Raw genomic sequence first — 17,827 nt, 5'->3', positions numbered from 1 at the left:
ACAGTCTGAACAGCCAGATATTCTGAGCAGCCAGACATAAGGTTCGTCGGCGGCATTGGCAAATCGGAAACCAAACCGCAACGGCTTGGCGTCATAGTCGGGAGAGGCGGAACTGCGTGGGCTGGAGCGGCAAGCGGATGGTGAGGCGCGGCGGAACCGCGGCAAGGCAGGGCTGCGCGGCGGCGGTTGCGGTCCTCGTTGCATGCTTGCCGGCGCACGCCGACTGGCGCGACGACATCGGCGTCTTTCGCATCGGCGTCGTCGCCGAGCCGGGCGGCGGCAACACGGTCCCTGGCCTGGCGCGCCTGACGGAGGCCTACACCAATGCGCTTGGCATGAAGGTGGAGTTCGTCGTCGCGCGTGATTATGCGACGCTGATCGAGGCACAGGCGAGCGGCCGCGTGCAGTATGCGATCTATTCGGCACTTGCCTACGCCACGGCCTCCGAGCGTTGCGGTTGTGTCGAGCCGCTGGTCGCGCCGGTCGACACCGATGGCGCGGTCGGCATCAGGTCCATCCTGGTGACGCGTGACGACAGGCTGCCGGACCTTGCTTCCATAGCCTCGCACCGGGTCGCGATCGCGCCCGTCGACAATGTCGGCGGCGCGTTGATGCCTCTGGCGGGGCTGTCGGCCGACGGTGTCAAGATCGCGGAAGGATCGCCGTTTCTGGTGCGCGCTGCCACGGCTACCGCAGCCGAGACGATGCTTGGCGATGGCGAAGCTGACGCCCTGTTCGGCTGGGCGCCGGCCGACGCAGATGGCCAGCCGACCAATTCGGGTGGGACGGTCGCAAGATTGGAGGCCGCCGGCATTCCAAACACCTCGCTAAGGGTGCTGTGGACCTCGGGCCTGCTGCGTTACGGCCCGCACACTGTCCGCAGCGATCTCGATCCCGAGGCAAAGCGCCGGCTGACCATCTTCCTGACCAATCTCAGATCCATGACGCCCGACGTCTACGACCTGCTGGAATCGGCCCATTCCGGCGGCTTTGCATTGGCCGCGCCGAAGGACTACGCGATGGCTCTTGCGATCGTGCGGCGGGAATCTGCCGGACAGGAATAATCCGTCAGAGCATTCTAGCAGTCGCTGCAGGGAATGGCCGAGCTGCGGCGAGGCCTGAGGTAATAGGTCTCGCTCATCGATATGTTGTTGAAAACCGAGGTCAGTCCAAGCGTCTGGGCGTTGTTGGCCGACCAGGTGATCATCGGCTTGTAGCCGAGGTCGCTTTCCACGCGCACCAGGAAGGTATTGCGGATTTTCAGCGTCGCGGGAACCGTGGTGATGGTGTTCACCGCCGCGTCGGCGCTGTAGGCGGTGCCGACCAGCTTGCGCGACCACGCCACCAGCACCCTCGGCGACGTTTCATCCGTGATCTGTATGCCCGTGATGATGATTGTCGGCGATGAGCGGTTGTATGGCTGCAGTGTCGAAGTGCCGATCTTCATCATTGCCTCGAGGTCGGCTTTCTGGACCGACTGCTGCTGCGTGACGAGATCCGCCACCATGCTGCCGATGCGGCTGACCTTCTTGCTGGTCTCGATGGCCTGCGAAGCTTCCATCGTGATGAAATACATGACGAGCAGCACCGGCACGATGAACGCAAACTCGATCGCCGCGACGCCGCGCCGGTCGCGGCCAAACCGCTCGACTTTCGCCGCAATGGCCGAAATCCCCCAATGTGCCCCCGCACGGTACATATTATCTTATCCTCCATGCCGCGGTCTTAGCCGTCGAGCAGTCTTCAGTTGTCGTCGAATGGTTCGTTCTGCCAGGTCACGGACGCGAAATGCAGCGTGTTGCCATCCTTAAGATTGGCCATCGACTTGGCCAGGAAGTCGGTCATCACCGGCCATTTGTAGAACACCCGCAGCATGTTGATGGACTCCGCCAATCCCGGCGAGACCGTGAAGGCCATCGAATTGGTGCCTTGCGTCAGCACGATGTCTCCGTTCACGATCTGGAAGCCTGCCGTGGCGGCGTCCGCGAAGGTCGCATATTCGCGCAGATCAACCACCAATCCAGGACAGTCCTTGGCCACCATGATCTCCAGCCGGCTGCAGATCAGCTGCTTGATCGAGGCTTCGGTTACGTTTGACTTCTGGAGTTGCCCGGTCCGCAATTGTCGAGCGACATCGTCGGTGACGTTGGCCATCACCTCTTGACCGGCAAACGAAATGCAGCTTTCGAGGATGGCGAAGACGAGAAGCGCGAACGGGATGGCCAGCATCGCGAATTCCATCGCCGTGCTGCCGCGTTTGTCGCTGAAGAAGCCGGGGCGGGATTTCGCTCGCGCCTTGCTATCCATGCCGTTGCCGGATGTCGCGTCCTTGCTCATCTCCGTTCCTGCCGATCCCCCTTGCGGTACCGGCAGCAACATAGCGAAAACCCATTGAGGTCCGGTTTGGATGATCGTTAAATTCGCCGGGCGTGATTTAACCTGCCTTTAATATCTGCAGGTCCGGCGTCTCAGTGCCCGGCGCTCATTTCGGTCTCGGAGGCTTTCTCGGCGTCGGTCTTGTAGGCGCTCTCGCAGTAAGGCGTGCAGGACATGGTCTGCACTTCGGCGCGCCTGTAGATGCGCACCGAGGAGGCGGCCTGTCGCACAACGGTCACCTGTTCATCAATGATCGGGCTGCCGTCCGCATCGAGCACGACCAGATTGGTCACGCCAAAGCCCTTGCCGGTGAGAACGATGGTCGAGGCATCCTGCACCGAAGCGTCCGCAATCGCGGGATTGCCGATGACGACGGTGTCGGCGGCGCGTGTCAATTTGACGATCTTTGCCTGGTTCATGGTGACCTCTATACCCGCTTCGCTCTTGGCCGGCATCGCGAAAGCGGCAGTTGCCAGCAACGCGACAACTGGAAACAGCGATCTCGACAAGCTCATTTAGGCGCTCCGGGCGGCAGATTCTTCAATGGAACATGAACGAGATTGGTAAACCAACGGTTAAGCCCTGCCCACCCACGGCAGGGATCGGCCCTGCTCGTGCTTCACGCGTCAACCGGACATGCCGTCTTAGCGGTATTGCATAAGCTTCGGTTTCCGCTGTTTTCCCGGGGCATCAGGCTGGCTGACGGCGCTTAGGCCACGGTTAACCACACAACGCGTTCACCCCCGGAAAGGAATCGGTAAGGCTGTTTATTAAGCCGATTGAAAGGGCTTCTCCCTAGATTTGCAGCATCCGATCAACCGCAAGAGAAGTTGACGGAAGTGCTGTAACACGTGGAGTAGGAGCTCTCGAATGTCTAATCTCATTGCACGTTTTGTGAAGGACGAATCCGGCGCGACCGCCATCGAATATGGTCTGATCGCCGCTCTCATCGCGCTCGCCATCATGGTCGGCGCTAGCCAGCTCGGCACCGCGCTGAACACCAAGTTCGCCAACATCGCCACGGCTGTGACCAACGCCCCGTCGGCTCCGTAACAGATATCGTTTCTGTTTGAATAAAAAGGCCGCCTCTGGCGGCCCTCAGACTGCTGACAAACCCCTGGCATTTGCCGGGGTTTTTGATTCACTGGGTCATGTTGAAGCGACCCGCCCCTGAACAGACCGCGCTTGAGATGGTAACGTTGGATCAGCTGGTTCCGGCTGATCACTTGTTGCGCAAGATCGATCGAGCGATCGACTTTTCCTTCATCCACGATCTGACAGCGCCCTTGTACTGTGCCGACAATGGTCGGCCGCCGCTCGACCCGACCTTGATGTTCAAGGCGCTGTTCATCGGCTACCTGTTCGGGGTGCGCTCGGAGCGGCAGTTGGTGCGCGAGATCGAGGTCAATGTCGCCTATCGCTGGTTCCTGCGGCTGAAGCTGACCGACAAGGTGTTCGATGCCTCGACGCTGTCGCAGAACCGACGCCGTCGCTATCAAGACGAGACGGTCGCGCAAGCGATCTTCGACCGCATCGTCGAACAGGCGATCGGGGTGGGGCTGGTGGACGGGACGGTGCTCTATACCGACAGCACACATCTGAAGGCCAACGCCAACAAGGGCAAGTACGACCTTGCCATGGTGGCCAAGTCGCGCGCCGACTACTGGGCCGATCTGGACCGCGCCATCGAGGCGGAACGGACGCTGCATGGCCAAAAGCCGCTGAAGGCCAAGGAGCGCAAGCCTGCGCAGAAGCAGACCAAGATCTCGCGCGCCGATCCGGATGCCGGCTACATGGTGCGCGAGGGCAAGCCGAAGGGCTTCTTCTACCTCGATCACCGCACGGTGGATGGGCGCTGCGGCATCATCACCGACACATACGCCACGCCGGCCAACGTGCATGACTCGATCGTCTATCTAGGCCGGCTCGACCGTCAGGTTAAGCGCTTCGGCTTCACCGTGGCGGCGGCGGGGCTGGATGCCGGCTATGCCACGCCGGGCATCGCCAAGGGCCTGGAGGACAGGAACATCAGCGGCGTCATCGGCTATCGCAACCCGACCCCGCCAAAGCCTGGCAAGATGAGAAAGAGCAACTTCGTCTATGAACCGGAGGCGGACGGCTATCGTTGCCCGCAGGGCCAGCTGCTCACCTACGTCACCACCGAACGCAGTGGCTATCGCCATTACAGGAGCGATCCAGCCATCTGCCGCGACTGTCCGCTGCTGGCCTCCTGCACATCAAACGCCAAGGCCGAGCGCACGATCACGCGCCATGTCTGGCAAGATGCCCGCGAGCGGGTCGACGCCAACCGGCTCACGGCTTGGGGCAAGGCCATCTACCGGCGCCGCAAGGAGACGGTCGAGCGCTCCTTCGCCGATGCCAAGCAGCTCTTTGGCCACCGCTACGCCCGCTTCCGAGGGCGAACTCGTGTCGCCTGCCAGTGCCTGATCGCAGCCGCCGCCCAGAACATGAAAAAGATCGCAATCAGCCTCTGGCCAAAGCTCAAACCGAGCCTCGCCTGAGGCCCATCGCCGCCAGCTGTCTCCTGACATCTCCTCCCGACACAAATTTGCTGAGCCAAATCAATCCGCAAAAACAAAACCCCGCCGAAAATCGACGGGGTTTGTCAGCGGTCTGAAGGGCCGCCTCTGGCGGCCCTTTTATTGCGGTCGGCTGATTTTGAACGTCCGGCCTCATCTATCGTTAATCCGGCGCGCCTAGGATGCCGCTGGTAACTTGCCACGGGCGCGCCGCATCGATGCTTGAAGCCGTCATCTTCGTCGTTTTTCCTTTCTGCATGCTCTTTGCCGCCATCTCGGACGTGCTCTCGATGACGATAGCCAACCGTGTCCCGGTGCTGTTGGTGGTGACCTTTGCGATTGTCGCGCCGCTCACCGGCATGGATTGGGCGGCTTTTGGATTGCATTTCGCGGCAGGTGCCTTGGTGCTTGCCGTGACGTTTGGTCTTTTTGCGCTCGGCGGCATGGGGGTGGCGATGCCAAGCTTCTGGCCGCCACCGCCGTATGGATGGGACTCAACGTCAACCTGATCGGATATCTGGTGACATCGACCCTCATCGGCGGTCTGTTGACCGTCGCAATCCTGGTGTACCGGAAATCGCCGCTCTCGGTTTTAACAGGCCACAGCCGCTTTCTGCGCCATTTCGCCGACAACAGCGTCGGCGTTCCATACGCCGTCGCGCTTGGGCTCGGCGGGCTGATCACTTTTCCGGATTCGCCGCTGATGGTCTGGGCGCTGGCGAGGCTCACCGCCTGAGCCTGCCTATGCAAAAACGATCTTGCCGCGCCGCCTGAAATCGTTTCCATCGCGACGCTCGTCCAGAGGCGGCCTTGACCGCCTTTTTTGTTAACGCGGCGCCTTCCTTCGAATTTGAGTAAACCTTAAATTAATCACGATCGTAAGCATTACATTAACCTTGTTTTGACGATTGCGGTTGCAAAGTCCGGCCTGGCTTAGGGTGGTTTGCCACGAGGCGAAGGGTTTCGGACGAATGCCAGCATCCCGATTGATCATTCTTGGAGTGGCTGCGGTCGCCGCGGGGGGCGCCGGCTATGTCGCAAAGAACATGGTCGTGGCGCCGCCGCCCCAGGTCATCGTCGACGCGCCCAAGCAGCCGGCGATCGCGCTGCAGGACGTGCTGGTGCTTTCCGGCGACGTGGCGATGGGCAGCCAGATCGGCAACAACATCGGTTGGCAGCAGTGGCCGTCCGACGGCGTCAATGCCAACTTCATCACCCGCGCCGCCGAACCCGACGCAATCGATAAGCTCAAGGGCTCCGTCGCACGCATGGCGATGTACACAGGCGAGCCGATGCGGCGTTCCAAGCTCGTCGGCGAGGGGCAGAGCTTCATGTCCTCGATCCTGCCTTCCGGCATGCGCGCCGTCGCGACCGCGATATCGGCCGATACGTCGGCAGGTGGCTTCATCCTGCCCAACGACTTCGTCGACGTCATCATGACCCGTCGCGCCGACACCGGCAACGGCGGCAGCGGCTTCAACACCGAAACCATCCTCAAGAACATTCGTGTCCTGGCCATCGACCAGACCATCCAGCAAGACGAGGAGGGCAAGAAGACCAGGGTCGGCCAGACCGCGACGCTGGAGCTGACGCCGCAACAGGCCGAGATCATCACCGTTGCGCAGCAGATGGCGGACCGGCTGACGCTGGCGCTGCGCCCGATCACGGACGCTCACGAAAAAAATCTGAGTGAGGCTGACTACCTAGTCAACGGCAATGGCCGGCGCGGCACTGTGCGGTTGATCAAGTCGGGTGAAGTATCCGAGGTGGGAGCAAGGAAATGAGGCTAAACGGCAAACTGCCCTTGCTGGCGGCCGCAACAATCGGCCTGCTGCTGCTCGGCGCCGGCGCGCCTGGTTCCGCCGAAGCCAAATCCGCGACCGCCGGCGTGTCGGCTTCCGTCGCCACTCAGCGCGTCAAGCTTGGCCTCAACAAATCGGTCGTCATCGATCTGCCAAGCGATGCCTATGATATCCTTGTCGCCAATCCGGCGGTTGCCGACGCCGTCACCAGGACGGCGCGCCGCATCTATCTGTTCGGCAAGTCGGTCGGCGAAACCAACATCTTCGTCTTCGGCCCCAATGGCGAGCAGATTGTCAGCCTGGACCTGGCCGTCGAGCGCGATGTCGCCGGGCTGGAGGACTATTTGAGGCGCTTCATCCCGTCTTCGCAGATCAAGGTCGAGCTTCTGAACGACAACGTCGTCCTCACGGGCACCGTGGATACGCCTCTCGACGCCAAGCGCGCCGTCGACCTTGCGACCATCTTCGTATCCGGCGGTGAAGCGACCACCGGCCAATATTCGCAGACCGCGGCCGGCGGCTCGGTCAATGGCGGCGTCGACATCAACAATCCCGACCAGCAACGACGGACCTCCAAGATCGTCAACCTTCTGCAGATCATCGGCGACGATCAGGTGACGCTGAAGGTGACGGTTGCCGAAGTCAGCCGCTCGGTGATGAAGCAGCTCGGCGTCAACATGGTTGGCAACGGCGGCAGCAATGGCATCAGCTATGGCGCGCTCAGCGACAATTTCACGGGCCTGGGCAAACAGCTGTCGAATTCGGGCTTGAACATCGGCAGCTCGTCCCTGACGGCCTACATCAACGCCATGGAGCAGTCGGGGGTCATGAAGACCTTGGCTGAACCGACCTTGACCGCTGTGTCCGGCGAGAAGGCCACATTCAAGGTGGGTGGTGAGTATAATATGGTTGGTGGGGTCACCAGCAACGTATCGACCGATAACCAGACGGGTCAGAAGACCTATACCATCGAGAAGATCGAGTATGGCATCGGGTTGGAATTCCAGCCTGTGGTGCTGTCTCCCGGCCGCATCAGCCTGAAGGTCAGAACCGCGGTTTCCGAGCCGACGACTGAAGGATCGGTGTCGCTTTCCGCCGGCGGAACCAGCCCCGGCACCAATATCTTGTCGCTGCGCAAGCGCCTGGCGGACACCACGGTCGAATTGCCCTCGGGCGGCTCCATGATGATCGCCGGCCTGGTTCGCGACGACGTGCGTCAGGCGGTGGCTGGACTGCCGGGTCTTTCCAAGATCCCCGTGCTCGGCACGCTGTTCCGCAGCAAGGACTTCGTGCGCAACGAGAGCGAGCTCGTCATCATCATCACGCCCTATCTGTCGCGACCAGTGGCGCGCAACGATCTTGCCAAGCCGGACGACAATTTCAATCCGCCGAGCGACGGCGCCGGCATGTTCCTCGGCCGCGTCAATCGCGTCTACGGCACCATGCAGACGGACAAGCCGGCCGGTCGTTACCACGGCGTCGTCGGCTTCATCTACAAATGAGCGGGAATGCGGATATGTCGAAGTCTTCATCCAAGGTCGTGACGCTCCGGAGCCCAGCTGGCATCGAAGGGATCCGCCGCTCGGCGATCCCGGCCCTGGCGATCGCCCTTGCGGTTTCGCTTGCCGGCTGCGCCAATCGCGACAGTGTGACGGTCGGGTCGATCCCGGACGACTATCGCACGACCCATCCGATCGTCATCGCCGAGAAGAACCAGAAGATCGATCTGCCGGTCGGCGCTGGTGACCGCGGCATGACGGGTGCGCAACGTGATACGCTTCTTGGCTTCCTGGACGGCTACGACAAGAGTGCCGCTCCCTCGCTGACCATTGCGATTCCGAGGGGCTCGGCCAACGAAGTGGCGGCATTGGTGGCGGGCCGTGATTTCGCCCGCGTCGCCGTCGCGGCCGGAGTGAAGCGAGGCCGTATCGTGATGACCTCTTATCAGTCGGACGTTCCCGAAGCTTCGGCGCCGGTGCGCGTCGCCTTTGTCGCGGTACGCGCCCAGACCGACAAATGCGGACGCTGGCCGGAAGACATGCTGGAGACCTCGCAGAACAAGCACTACGCCGATTTCGGTTGCTCCTATCAGAACAATCTTGCCGCCCAGATCGCCAATCCCAATGATCTGCTCGGCCCGCGCAAGCAGACCGACATCGACGCCGAGAACCGCGGCGCGGTGATCGATCTTTACCGGTCGCGAGGTATTTCAAACGAGTTCCTCGGCAATTCGGAAGTGACGTACTGAGCCGCGCAGTTACGGAAAGAGCATGACGATGAGCAATCTTGCCTACGACACGCCTGCGGACACCGGCGACCTATCCCAGCAGGATATCGCCGCCATGCAGGCGCTGCGTCCGGTGCCGCGCATATCGATCCAGGCCTTCTGCGAGACCGAAGGTGTGGCCAACCCGGTCGAGCGCGCCGGCGAGGATCGCCGCATGGCCAAAGCCCATCTCAAGGTTCACATGGGCGGCATCCCGACCGCGATCGAATTCTATCAGTCCGCGCCGACACCGAACCTGATCATGCTGGAATCGCGCAGCGAACCCAAGCAACTGCTCGAGCAGCTCGCCCATCTCGCGGAATATTGCGATCCGTCTTCCAAGGTCGTGGTCATCGGCCACTACAATGATGTCGGCCTCTACCGCGAGCTGATCCGCTCCGGCATTTCCGAATATGTCATTGCACCGGTTTCGATGACCGACATCGTCAGCGTCGTGTCGTCGATTTTCGTCGATCCGGAATCGGAGCCGATCGGCCGCTCGATTGCCTTTATCGGCGCCAAGGGCGGCGTCGGCTCCTCGACCATCGCTCACAATGTCGCCTGGGCGATGTCGTCACTGTTCAAGTCCGAGGTCGTCATCGCCGATCTCGACCTCGCCTTTGGCACCGCCAACATCAATTTCGACCAGGACCCGGCGCAAGGCATCGCCGAGGCAGTGTTTTCGCCGGAGCGCGTCGACGAGGTCTATCTCGACCGTTTGCTGGCGCAATGCGCTGAGCACCTGTCGCTGCTGGCGGCCCCTTCGACACTCGAGCGCGTCTATGATTTCGACCCCGAAGCCTTTTCCCAGATCATCGAGACGGCGCAGCGCAGCGCGCCGCTGCTTGTGCTCGATGTCCCCCATATCTGGAGCGGGTGGTCGAAGAGCACGCTGATCAAGGCCGACGAGATCGTCATCACGGCCACGCCCGAGCTTGCCAACCTTCGCAACACCAAGAACATGGTGGACATGCTGAAGCGGCTGCGGCCGAACGATCCGCCGCCGAAGCTGATCATCAACCAGGCCGGCGTGCCCAAACGGCCCGAGATCGCGGCCGCGGATTTCGCCGAACCGCTCGGCATCTCGCCCATGGCGGTGATCAACTTTGAGCCGCTTCTGTTCGGCAATGCCGCCAACAATGGCCGCATGCTGAGCGAAATGGATGCCAAGAGCCCGGTTGTCACCACGATCAACGAGATCGCGCATGTGTTGACCGGGCGCAGCGAAATCAAGTCAAAGAAGAAGGCCGGCCTGGGCTCGATCCTCGGCAAGCTCTCGCGCAACAAGAAGTGACGCTCATCAGGCGGCATCGGGTAGTCGATCATGTTTGGTAGAAGAGGCATCGACGACGGCAGCCGGGCAACGCCCGAACTCCGTCCGCCAGCAGCTGCTCCCGCCGGTCCCGCCGCCGCCAGTACGATGGCGCCGGAGCGCCCGGCGGCGCCAGCGCCGGCGCAAAGCGCTCCTGCCGCGCCGCCTGCCCGCCGTCCGGTCGAAGCGCCGCCGATGGCGCCCGAACCGCCAAGAAAGGTTCAGCGCGAACGCAGCGAAACCTATTACGACACCAAGAGCCAGGTGTTTTCGGCGCTCATCGATACGATCGACCTGTCGCAGCTCGCCAAGCTTGATCCCGAGAGCGCACGCGAGGAAATCCGCGACATCGTCAACGACATCATCGCGATCAAGAACTTCGCGATGTCGATCGCCGAACAGGAGGAACTACTCGAAGACATCTGCAACGACGTTCTGGGTTATGGACCGCTGGAGCCGCTGCTGGCCCGCGACGACATCGCCGACATCATGGTCAACGGGTCCAAGAACGTCTATATCGAAGTCAACGGCAAGGTCGAACAGACTGGCATTCGTTTCCGCGACAATCAGCAGCTGCTCAACATCTGCCAGCGCATCGTCAGCCAGGTCGGCCGCCGCGTCGATGAATCGAGCCCGATCTGCGACGCGCGCCTTCCCGACGGCTCGCGCGTCAACGTGATCGCGCCACCGCTTTCGATCGACGGCACCGCGCTCACCATCCGCAAGTTCAAGAAGGACAAGCTGACGCTCGACCAGCTGGTCAAGTTCGGCGCCATCTCGTCGCAAGGCGCCGAGATCCTCAAGATCATCGGCCGCGTCCGCTGCAACATCGTCATTTCCGGCGGCACCGGTTCCGGCAAGACGACGCTGCTCAACTGCCTGACCAATTACATCGATCGCGACGAGCGTATCATCACCTGCGAGGACTCGGCCGAACTGCAGCTGCAGCAGCCGCATGTGGTTCGCCTCGAAACCCGGCCGCCCAATCTCGAGGGCGAGGGCGAGGTGACCATGCGCGATCTGGTTAAGAACTGCCTGCGCATGCGGCCGGAGCGCATCATCGTCGGCGAAGTGCGCGGACCTGAAGTGTTCGACCTGCTTCAGGCCATGAACACCGGCCATGACGGCTCGATGGGCACCATCCACTCCAACAGCCCGCGCGAGTGCCTGAACCGTATCGAATCGATGATCGCCATGGGCGGTTACTCGCTGCCGCAGAAAACGGTGCGCGAGATCGTCGTCGGCTCGATCGACGTGATCATCCAGGCGGCTCGCCTGCGTGACGGTTCGCGCCGCATCACCCACATCACCGAGGTGGTCGGCATGGAAGGTGACGTCATCATCACCCAGGATATCGTCCTCTATAACATCAAGGGCGAGGATTCGAGCGGCCGGCTGGTCGGCGAACATGTGTCGACAGGCATAGGCCGCCCGCACTTCTGGGACCGCGCCCGCTACTACGGCGAGGAAGCGCGTCTTGCCGGCGCGCTCGAGGCCATGGAGAAACGCGCTGATTGATGCATCTGGGATTGTCTGAATTCAAAGAGATAGAGCGGTTCGTCGTTTCCTGTGCGACGACGGAGCGCTCGGGAACCGCGGTCGATGTTCGGAATTGATACCACCGTCCTGGCTTTCGTCGTGCTGGCCGGCTTTAGCGCCGGCGCGGTGGCTTACGCTTTTTTGTTTGCGCGCATCGGCAACGAAAAACAGGCCGGCAAACGTCTCCAGATCATCAAGACGGCTGAGACCGACCGGTCCGTGGTCAAAGCCACGCGCGACCGTGCCGCCGAACAGGTCAAGCGACGTAAAAACCTCCAGGATTCGCTCAAGCAGCTCGACGAGAAGCAGAAGACCGCTGATCGCAATGTCAGAAAGCCGCCGCTGAAGGTTCAGATTCGTCAGGCCGGCATGCAGGTTACGCTCGAGCGGTTCTACATCTACTCGGCGGCTTGCGGCATCGTGCTGACGGCGCTGCTCTATTTCGTCGGTGCGCCCATGCTGGCTCTGCCGGGCGCTCTTTTGGTGGGCGGCCTCGGCCTACCGCGCTGGTTCGTCTCGTTTCGCCGCACGCGCCGCGTCAAGGCCTTCCTGGAAGAGTTCCCGAACGCGCTCGACATTATCGTGCGCGCGGTCAAGTCCGGCCTGCCGCTGAACGATGCGATCCGCCTGATCGCCAGTGAATCGCCCGAACCGGTCCGTGCCGAGTTCCGCCGTATCGTCGATTCCCAGCAGCTCGGCCTGTCCGTGCCCGACGCCGCCATGCGCATGTCCGAGACCATGCCTTGCACCGAGGCAGGCTTCTTCGGCATCGTCATCCAGATCCAGTCGCAAGCCGGCGGCAACCTGTCCGAGGCGCTGGGCAACCTGTCGCGCGTCCTGCGCGACCGCAAGAAGATGAAGGCCAAGGTCCAGGCGCTGTCGATGGAAGCCAAGGCATCCGCCGTCATCATCGGCGCCTTGCCTTTCGTCGTCGCCTTTCTCGTCTATCTGTCGAGCCCGAACTACATCATGCCGCTGTTCACCACCAGCGTCGGCAATCTGATCCTCGGTTGCTCGGGTGTCTGGATGGCGATCGGCATCCTGGTGATGCGCAAGATGATGAACTTCGAAGTGTAGGGCGCGGATCAATGACAGAACAGGTCATCAAAACCCTCACCGACCCTTCCTTCCTGATCGCGCTTCTGGTCGGCATCGCCGTGTTTGCGACCGTCTTCACCCTGATGCCGGCGCTCGGCGGCAATTCGCTCAAGTCACGCATGAAAACCGTGGCGCTCGAGCGCGACGAACTGCGCGCCAAGCAGCGTCAGCGGCTGGCGAGCGAAGCCGATCGCCGCCGCAAGGGCCTGCGCGAGGAACAATCGATCGGCATGCGCAACATCGTCGACCGGCTGGATCTCAGGCGCGCGCTTGCCGACGAAAATACGCTCCAGAAGCTCAAGGTGGCCGGCTTTCGCGGCCAGAACCCGCTGACGCGGTTCCTGTTCTTCCGCCTGGTCCTGCCATTCGTCGGCTTTGCGCTGGCGGCCATCTATCTGTTCCTGCTCGGCGGCCTGCCGCTGCAGCCGGCCTTCGTCAAATTGTTCGTCTGTGTCGTCGTCGCCTATGGCGGCTTCTACGCACCGATCCTTTACGTCAACAACCGCGCGACCAAGCGCAAGCAGTCGATCCAGATGGCGTGGCCGGACGCGCTCGACCTGATGCTGATCTGCGTCGAATCCGGCATGTCGGTGGAAGCAGCGCTGCGCAGGGTCGCCGACGAGATCGGCGCGCAGTCGGTGGCGCTGGCTGAAGAGTTCGTGCTCACCAATGCCGAGCTCTCCTATCTGCAGGACCGCAAGGTCGCTTATGAGAACCTGGCAAGCCGCACCGGCCTGGAATCGGTCAAGTCGGTGTCCCAGGCGCTGGTCCAGGCCGAACGCTACGGCACGCCAGTGGCGCATGCGCTGCGCGTGCTCGCTTCGGAAAGCCGCGACATGCGCATGAACGCGGCCGAGAAGAAGGCGGCTGCGCTGCCGCCGAAGCTCACCGTGCCGATGATCCTGTTCTTCCTGCCGGTTCTGTTCGCCATCATCCTGGGGCCGGCCGGCATCCAGGTCAGCCAGCGCGGCATCTTCGGCGATCAACACAGTGCGCCGAGCCAATAGGCGAACGGTTCGCACAACCAAAAAAGCCGCGTGGTGAATGCCGCGCGGCTTTTTTGTAAGAGATGAAACGCTTCGGGAGAACGGCATACCGTTCTCCTTTGATCAGTTGGTCGCGGTCTTCGCCTTGCCCTTGTCCTGATCCTTGAGCTGGCTCCAGGCATTCTGCTGGGCAAGCATCTGGCGCAGATAGGCGACATTGGCCTGCGCCTGCTCGGGCGACAGTTCCTGCGAGGCGATCTTCTCGGCCTCGTCGAAGCGGCCTTGCAGGCCTACCACCAGCGCGAGGTTCTGCCGCACTCGGCTGTCGGCGCCCGGTTGCTGCGCGGCCGAGCGCATATAGGTCTCGGCGGTGCGCAGATCGCCCTCGAGCACATAGGACATGCCGAGATTGGACAGCACCGAAGGCTCGTTCGGCTTGAGTTCCAGCGCTTTGCGATAGTTCTGCCGCGCCTCGTCCTTCTGGCCCATCTGGTCGAGAATGGCGGCTTCCGCCGACACCAGCTTCCAGTCCGGATATTCGGGTGTCTGCGCGCGGCGCACGGCGTCGAGCGCCGGCTCGAACTGCCCGTTGGCGGCGAGCGCCTTGCCATAAGCGGCAAGCACGTCGCGATCCTTCGGATAGGCGATCGCGAGCTTGCGCATGACGGCCAGCGACTGGTCGGCGTCACCGTCCATCTGCAGCGCTGCCGCGAAATTCATGGCTAACCGCTTGTCATTCGGGCGGTTGGCGTAGGATTGGCCGAGCCTGGATGTGGCGGTATGCAGTTCATCGGCCGACATTGTTTCCAGCGGCCTGCTGTCGGAGCGGGAAATGGAGCCTGTAACGAACTTGCTGGTGCTGCCGCAACCCGCCACGCTGGCTGCCAGCGCTGCGACGAATGCCGTGGTGATCAGACGTTTGCTCGTAAAGGTCAACGCTTTGATGGGCATGGGAAACCCTGTCTCCATTCCTGTGCGGCCATTGGCTGGCCGTCTTCCCTCCCGCAGAAATATTCTGTTAACCCTAACGGACCGTTAAGAAGCGCCGACTCGAACTGCTCAGCTGGAGACCTACCGAATGCCTGTCGAACTCGTCGAGCAGAAGCCGCAAGCAGCCTTGCCCGTTTACCTGGTGGGAAAGGACGGTCTCAGGGATCTCGCCCTCTCGCCGGCCGCAATGGCGTGGGCGGCGGCCAACGGTTTTTCCGGCGAGGCCGGCCGCACCTTGGTCCTACCCGCCGACAACGGCGCTGTCGGCGGCGCGTTGTTTGGCATCGGCGACGGCGAAGGCGCGCTTGGCATAGGCGCCCTGGCGCGAGCCCTGCCGGAAGGCGACTGGCATTTCGCATCCGAGCCGCGGCAGCCCGACCTTGCGGCACTTGCGCTTGTCCTTGGCGGCTATGTCTTCACCCGCTACGGCAAGAAACCTGCCAAGGCTTTGCGCTTCGCGCTGCCGGCGGGCGCCGGCGGCGCGCATCTTGGGCGCATCGCCGACGGCGTTTTCCTGGCGCGCGATCTCGTCAACACACCGACCAACGACATGGGACCGGGCGAGCTGGAGGAAGCGGCGCGCAAGCTGGCCGCCGCGCACGGCGCCGACATCTCCGTGGTTCGTGGCGACGATCTCCTGGCGCGGAATTTCCCGATGATCCACGCCGTCGGCCGCGCCTCCATGGGCGCGCCGCGGCTGATCGACATCACCTGGGGAAAGGCCGACGCGCCTAGGGTGACGCTGGTCGGCAAGGGCGTCTGCTTCGACACCGGCGGTCTCGACATCAAGCCGTCGGCGGGCATGCTGTTGATGAAGAAGGATATGGGCGGCGCCGCCAATGTGCTGGGCCTGGCCTCCATGATCATGGCGGCGAAATCGAATGTCCGGTTGCGGGTGCTGATCCCGGCGGTCGAGAATTCCATTGCCGGCAATGCCTTTCGTCCGGGCGATGTGTTGCGCAGCCGCAAGGGCATTACGGTCGAGATCGGCAACACGGATGCCGAAGGCCGACTGGTCCTTGCCGATGCGCTGGCGCTGGCCGACGAGGAGCAGCCGGCGCTGTTGATCGACATGGCGACGCTGACCGGCGCCGCCCGCGTCGCGCTCGGGCCCGACCTGCCGCCTTTCTACACCGGCGACGAGACGCTGGCCTCCGAGCTGACGGCCGCATCGGTCGCGGTCGAGGACCCGTTGTGGCGCATGCCCTTGTGGCGTCCCTACGACACCAAGCTTTCCTCCAAGATCGCCGATATCAACAATGTCACCACGGACGGCTTTGCCGGATCGATCACCGCGGCGCTGTTCCTCAAACGCTTCGTCGAGAGGACGCCGGGCTGGGCGCATTTCGATATTTTCGCCTGGAACCCTGCCGATCGTCCTTACGGCCTGACCGGTGGCGAGGCGCAGGGCATCCGCGCGCTGGAGCGCGTCATCGCCAGGCGCTTTGCATAAGATCGGGAAATCGCCGGCGAAACTCCAACACTGAAACGGAACCGAAACAATTTGCCGGCATGCTTATCCGCATGTCGATCTCGATGCGCCCGAGCCAGGCCTTGCGACTGTGGCAGCAAGTGATGCTGTCGCAGGTGCGCGATGGCGCGCCCGATCTGACCATGCGCCAGACTGCGATCCTGCTCACCATCTATCTCGACGCGCCGCCGCATACGGTGCGCGGGCTGGCCGGCAGGCTCAACGTCACCAAACCGGTCATCACCCGCGCGCTCGATACGATGGGCGCGCTGAAGCTGGTCTCCCGCCATCGCGACGAGCTCGACAAGCGCAACGTGCTGATCCGGCGCACGGTCGAAGGCGCGCTCTTTGTCGAGCGCTTCGGCGATGGTATCGTTGCCAGGGCACATGAGCTGCCCATCTGACCAACTGCCAATAACTGGATTCTCGATTTGACCGCCAGGGATGCCCGCCTTCACGTCTTTCGTTCCGACCTTGCCGACGCCAGGCTGAAAGGCGAGGTCGCCGCCGATCGCTTCGTCACCGGCCGCCCGATGAGGATCACGGCCTCGGTTGCCGATCTGCGCAAGGCGCCGCGTCCCGATGCCGGCGTCAACACGCAAATTCTGTTCGGCGACGACGTGCTGGTTTTCGAGGACACCGAAGGTTGGACCTGGGTGCAGGCTGAGCGCGACGGCTATGTCGGTTACGTCGCCGACAATCTTGTTGGGCCGCGCGAAGATGTGCCGACCCATATTGTGTCCGTGCCGCGGACCTTCCTCTATCCGGGGCCGGACCTGCGCTTTCCTATCAGCGGCCAATTGTCGATGGGCTCGACCGTGGCGGTGACCGGTTCCGCCGAAACGCGCGGCACGCATTATGCGCTGCTGCCGTCCGGCCAGGCGCTCATCGCGGCGCATTTGCGGCCGGTTGCGGACGTCGCGCAAGACTATGTCGCGGTCGCCGAAGGCTTCCTCGGCACACCTTATCTGTGGGGCGGCGCCTCCGGCTTCGGCATCGACTGTTCCGGTCTGGTGCAACTGGCGATGCGCATGACTGGCAAGGATGTGCTGCGCGATTCCGACATGCAGGCGGCGTCGATCGGCACGGTGCTCGAGCCGGGGCCCGACTATTCCGGCCTCCGGCGCGGCGACCTTGTCTTCTGGAAAGGCCATGTCGCGATCATGACGGACGCTGAAAACATGATCCATGCCAATGGCCACACCATGCTGGTCTCGCGCGAAGGGCTGAAAGAAGCGGTCGATCGCATCGGCTATCTCTACGGCGGCCCGACAAGGTTCAGAAGGCCGTAGCCCCTTACCTCTCCCCTGTGGGAGAGGTCGGATTGCCCCGATTTGCTCTTCGCAAATCGGTTGGCAATCCGGGTGAGGGGTAAGCGGCGCCAAGCTGGAACACCCCTCATCCATCTCGGCGCTGTCGCGCCGATCCACCTTCTCCCACAAGGGGA

General features: G+C 62.5%; 17 protein-coding genes and 1 pseudogene. 14 read left to right on the top strand and 4 right to left on the bottom strand.

Annotation, left to right across the window (positions count from 1 at the left end; genetic code table 11):
* The first annotated feature begins 137 nt into the window (after positions 1–137).
* Positions 138–1,064: a phosphate/phosphite/phosphonate ABC transporter substrate-binding protein gene (locus ACVDG8_RS15535; RefSeq protein WP_447255439.1), complete on the top strand. Its 927-nt coding sequence runs from the start codon at positions 138–140 to the stop codon at positions 1,062–1,064.
* A gap of 14 nt (positions 1,065–1,078) precedes the next feature.
* Here ACVDG8_RS15535 and ACVDG8_RS15530 read toward each other — a convergent pair whose 3' ends face one another.
* The 3 genes from ACVDG8_RS15530 to ACVDG8_RS15520 form a co-directional block, all read right to left on the bottom strand.
* Positions 1,079–1,699: a TadE/TadG family type IV pilus assembly protein gene (locus ACVDG8_RS15530; RefSeq protein WP_447255438.1), complete on the bottom strand. Its 621-nt coding sequence runs from the start codon at positions 1,697–1,699 to the stop codon at positions 1,079–1,081.
* Positions 1,700–1,743: 44 nt separating this feature from the next.
* The gene (locus ACVDG8_RS15525; protein ID WP_447255437.1) at positions 1,744–2,337 is read right to left on the bottom strand and encodes a TadE/TadG family type IV pilus assembly protein; all 594 of its coding nucleotides are present in this window, start codon (positions 2,335–2,337) and stop codon (positions 1,744–1,746) included.
* A 131-nt stretch (positions 2,338–2,468) separates the two neighbouring features.
* On the bottom strand, positions 2,469–2,891 hold the full coding sequence (locus ACVDG8_RS15520; RefSeq protein ID WP_447255436.1) for a pilus assembly protein N-terminal domain-containing protein: 423 nt from the start codon (positions 2,889–2,891) through the stop codon (positions 2,469–2,471).
* Positions 2,892–3,246: 355 nt separating this feature from the next.
* Between ACVDG8_RS15520 and ACVDG8_RS15515 the strand changes: the two genes are divergently transcribed.
* The 10 genes and pseudogenes from ACVDG8_RS15515 to ACVDG8_RS15470 all read left to right on the top strand — a co-directional run bounded on the left by ACVDG8_RS15515 (position 3,247) and on the right by ACVDG8_RS15470 (position 13,940).
* Positions 3,247–3,429, top strand: a complete 183-nt coding sequence (locus ACVDG8_RS15515) for a Flp family type IVb pilin (RefSeq protein ID WP_447255435.1) — start codon at positions 3,247–3,249, stop codon at positions 3,427–3,429.
* Positions 3,430–3,527: 98 nt separating this feature from the next.
* The gene (locus tag ACVDG8_RS15510; RefSeq protein WP_447252026.1) at positions 3,528–4,898 is read left to right on the top strand and encodes an IS1182 family transposase; all 1,371 of its coding nucleotides are present in this window, start codon (positions 3,528–3,530) and stop codon (positions 4,896–4,898) included.
* A 236-nt stretch (positions 4,899–5,134) separates the two neighbouring features.
* Positions 5,135–5,652 (top strand): annotated as a pseudogene (locus ACVDG8_RS15505) (A24 family peptidase).
* 235 nt (positions 5,653–5,887) lie between these two features.
* Entirely contained in the window at positions 5,888–6,700 is an 813-nt protein-coding gene (gene cpaB / locus ACVDG8_RS15500; RefSeq protein ID WP_447255433.1) for a Flp pilus assembly protein CpaB, read from the top strand.
* On the top strand, positions 6,697–8,220 hold the full coding sequence (locus ACVDG8_RS15495; protein WP_447255432.1) for a type II and III secretion system protein family protein: 1,524 nt from the start codon (positions 6,697–6,699) through the stop codon (positions 8,218–8,220). The genes cpaB and ACVDG8_RS15495 overlap by 4 nt, the downstream gene beginning before the upstream one ends.
* Positions 8,221–8,234: 14 nt before the next feature.
* The gene (locus tag ACVDG8_RS15490) at positions 8,235–8,966 is read left to right on the top strand and encodes a CpaD family pilus assembly protein (protein ID WP_447255431.1); all 732 of its coding nucleotides are present in this window, start codon (positions 8,235–8,237) and stop codon (positions 8,964–8,966) included.
* Between the two features lie 28 nt (positions 8,967–8,994).
* Entirely contained in the window at positions 8,995–10,278 is a 1,284-nt protein-coding gene (locus ACVDG8_RS15485; protein WP_447255430.1) for an AAA family ATPase, read from the top strand.
* A gap of 30 nt (positions 10,279–10,308) precedes the next feature.
* Positions 10,309–11,814: a CpaF family protein gene (locus ACVDG8_RS15480; protein WP_447255429.1), complete on the top strand. Its 1,506-nt coding sequence runs from the start codon at positions 10,309–10,311 to the stop codon at positions 11,812–11,814.
* An 84-nt stretch (positions 11,815–11,898) separates the two neighbouring features.
* Positions 11,899–12,912 (top strand): type II secretion system F family protein, encoded by a 1,014-nt coding sequence (locus ACVDG8_RS15475; RefSeq protein WP_455707780.1) that lies wholly within the window; start codon positions 11,899–11,901, stop codon positions 12,910–12,912.
* Between the two features lie 11 nt (positions 12,913–12,923).
* Positions 12,924–13,940, top strand: a complete 1,017-nt coding sequence (locus ACVDG8_RS15470; protein WP_447255428.1) for a type II secretion system F family protein — start codon at positions 12,924–12,926, stop codon at positions 13,938–13,940.
* A gap of 102 nt (positions 13,941–14,042) precedes the next feature.
* On the opposite strand, the gene ACVDG8_RS15465 is transcribed toward ACVDG8_RS15470, so the two are convergent.
* Positions 14,043–14,870, bottom strand: coding sequence for a tetratricopeptide repeat protein (locus ACVDG8_RS15465; RefSeq protein WP_447255427.1), 828 nt, complete (start codon positions 14,868–14,870; stop codon positions 14,043–14,045).
* Positions 14,871–14,997: 127 nt separating this feature from the next.
* Here ACVDG8_RS15465 and ACVDG8_RS15460 point away from each other — a divergent pair, with 127 nt between their 5' ends.
* The 3 genes from ACVDG8_RS15460 to ACVDG8_RS15450 all read left to right on the top strand — a co-directional run bounded on the left by ACVDG8_RS15460 (position 14,998) and on the right by ACVDG8_RS15450 (position 17,672).
* Complete coding sequence (locus ACVDG8_RS15460; RefSeq protein ID WP_447255426.1) at positions 14,998–16,362, top strand: leucyl aminopeptidase family protein; 1,365 nt, start codon at positions 14,998–15,000, stop codon at positions 16,360–16,362.
* Positions 16,363–16,433: 71 nt separating this feature from the next.
* Positions 16,434–16,784, top strand: a complete 351-nt coding sequence (locus ACVDG8_RS15455; RefSeq protein WP_447257359.1) for a MarR family winged helix-turn-helix transcriptional regulator — start codon at positions 16,434–16,436, stop codon at positions 16,782–16,784.
* Between the two features lie 27 nt (positions 16,785–16,811).
* Entirely contained in the window at positions 16,812–17,672 is an 861-nt protein-coding gene (locus ACVDG8_RS15450) for a C40 family peptidase (protein WP_447255425.1), read from the top strand.
* Positions 17,673–17,827: the final 155 nt, after the last annotated feature.

Source organism: Mesorhizobium sp. ORM8.1 (assembly GCF_053005525.2).
Note: the sequence above shows the minus strand (reverse complement) of the source record. Positions and strands in the feature narration are given on the sequence as shown.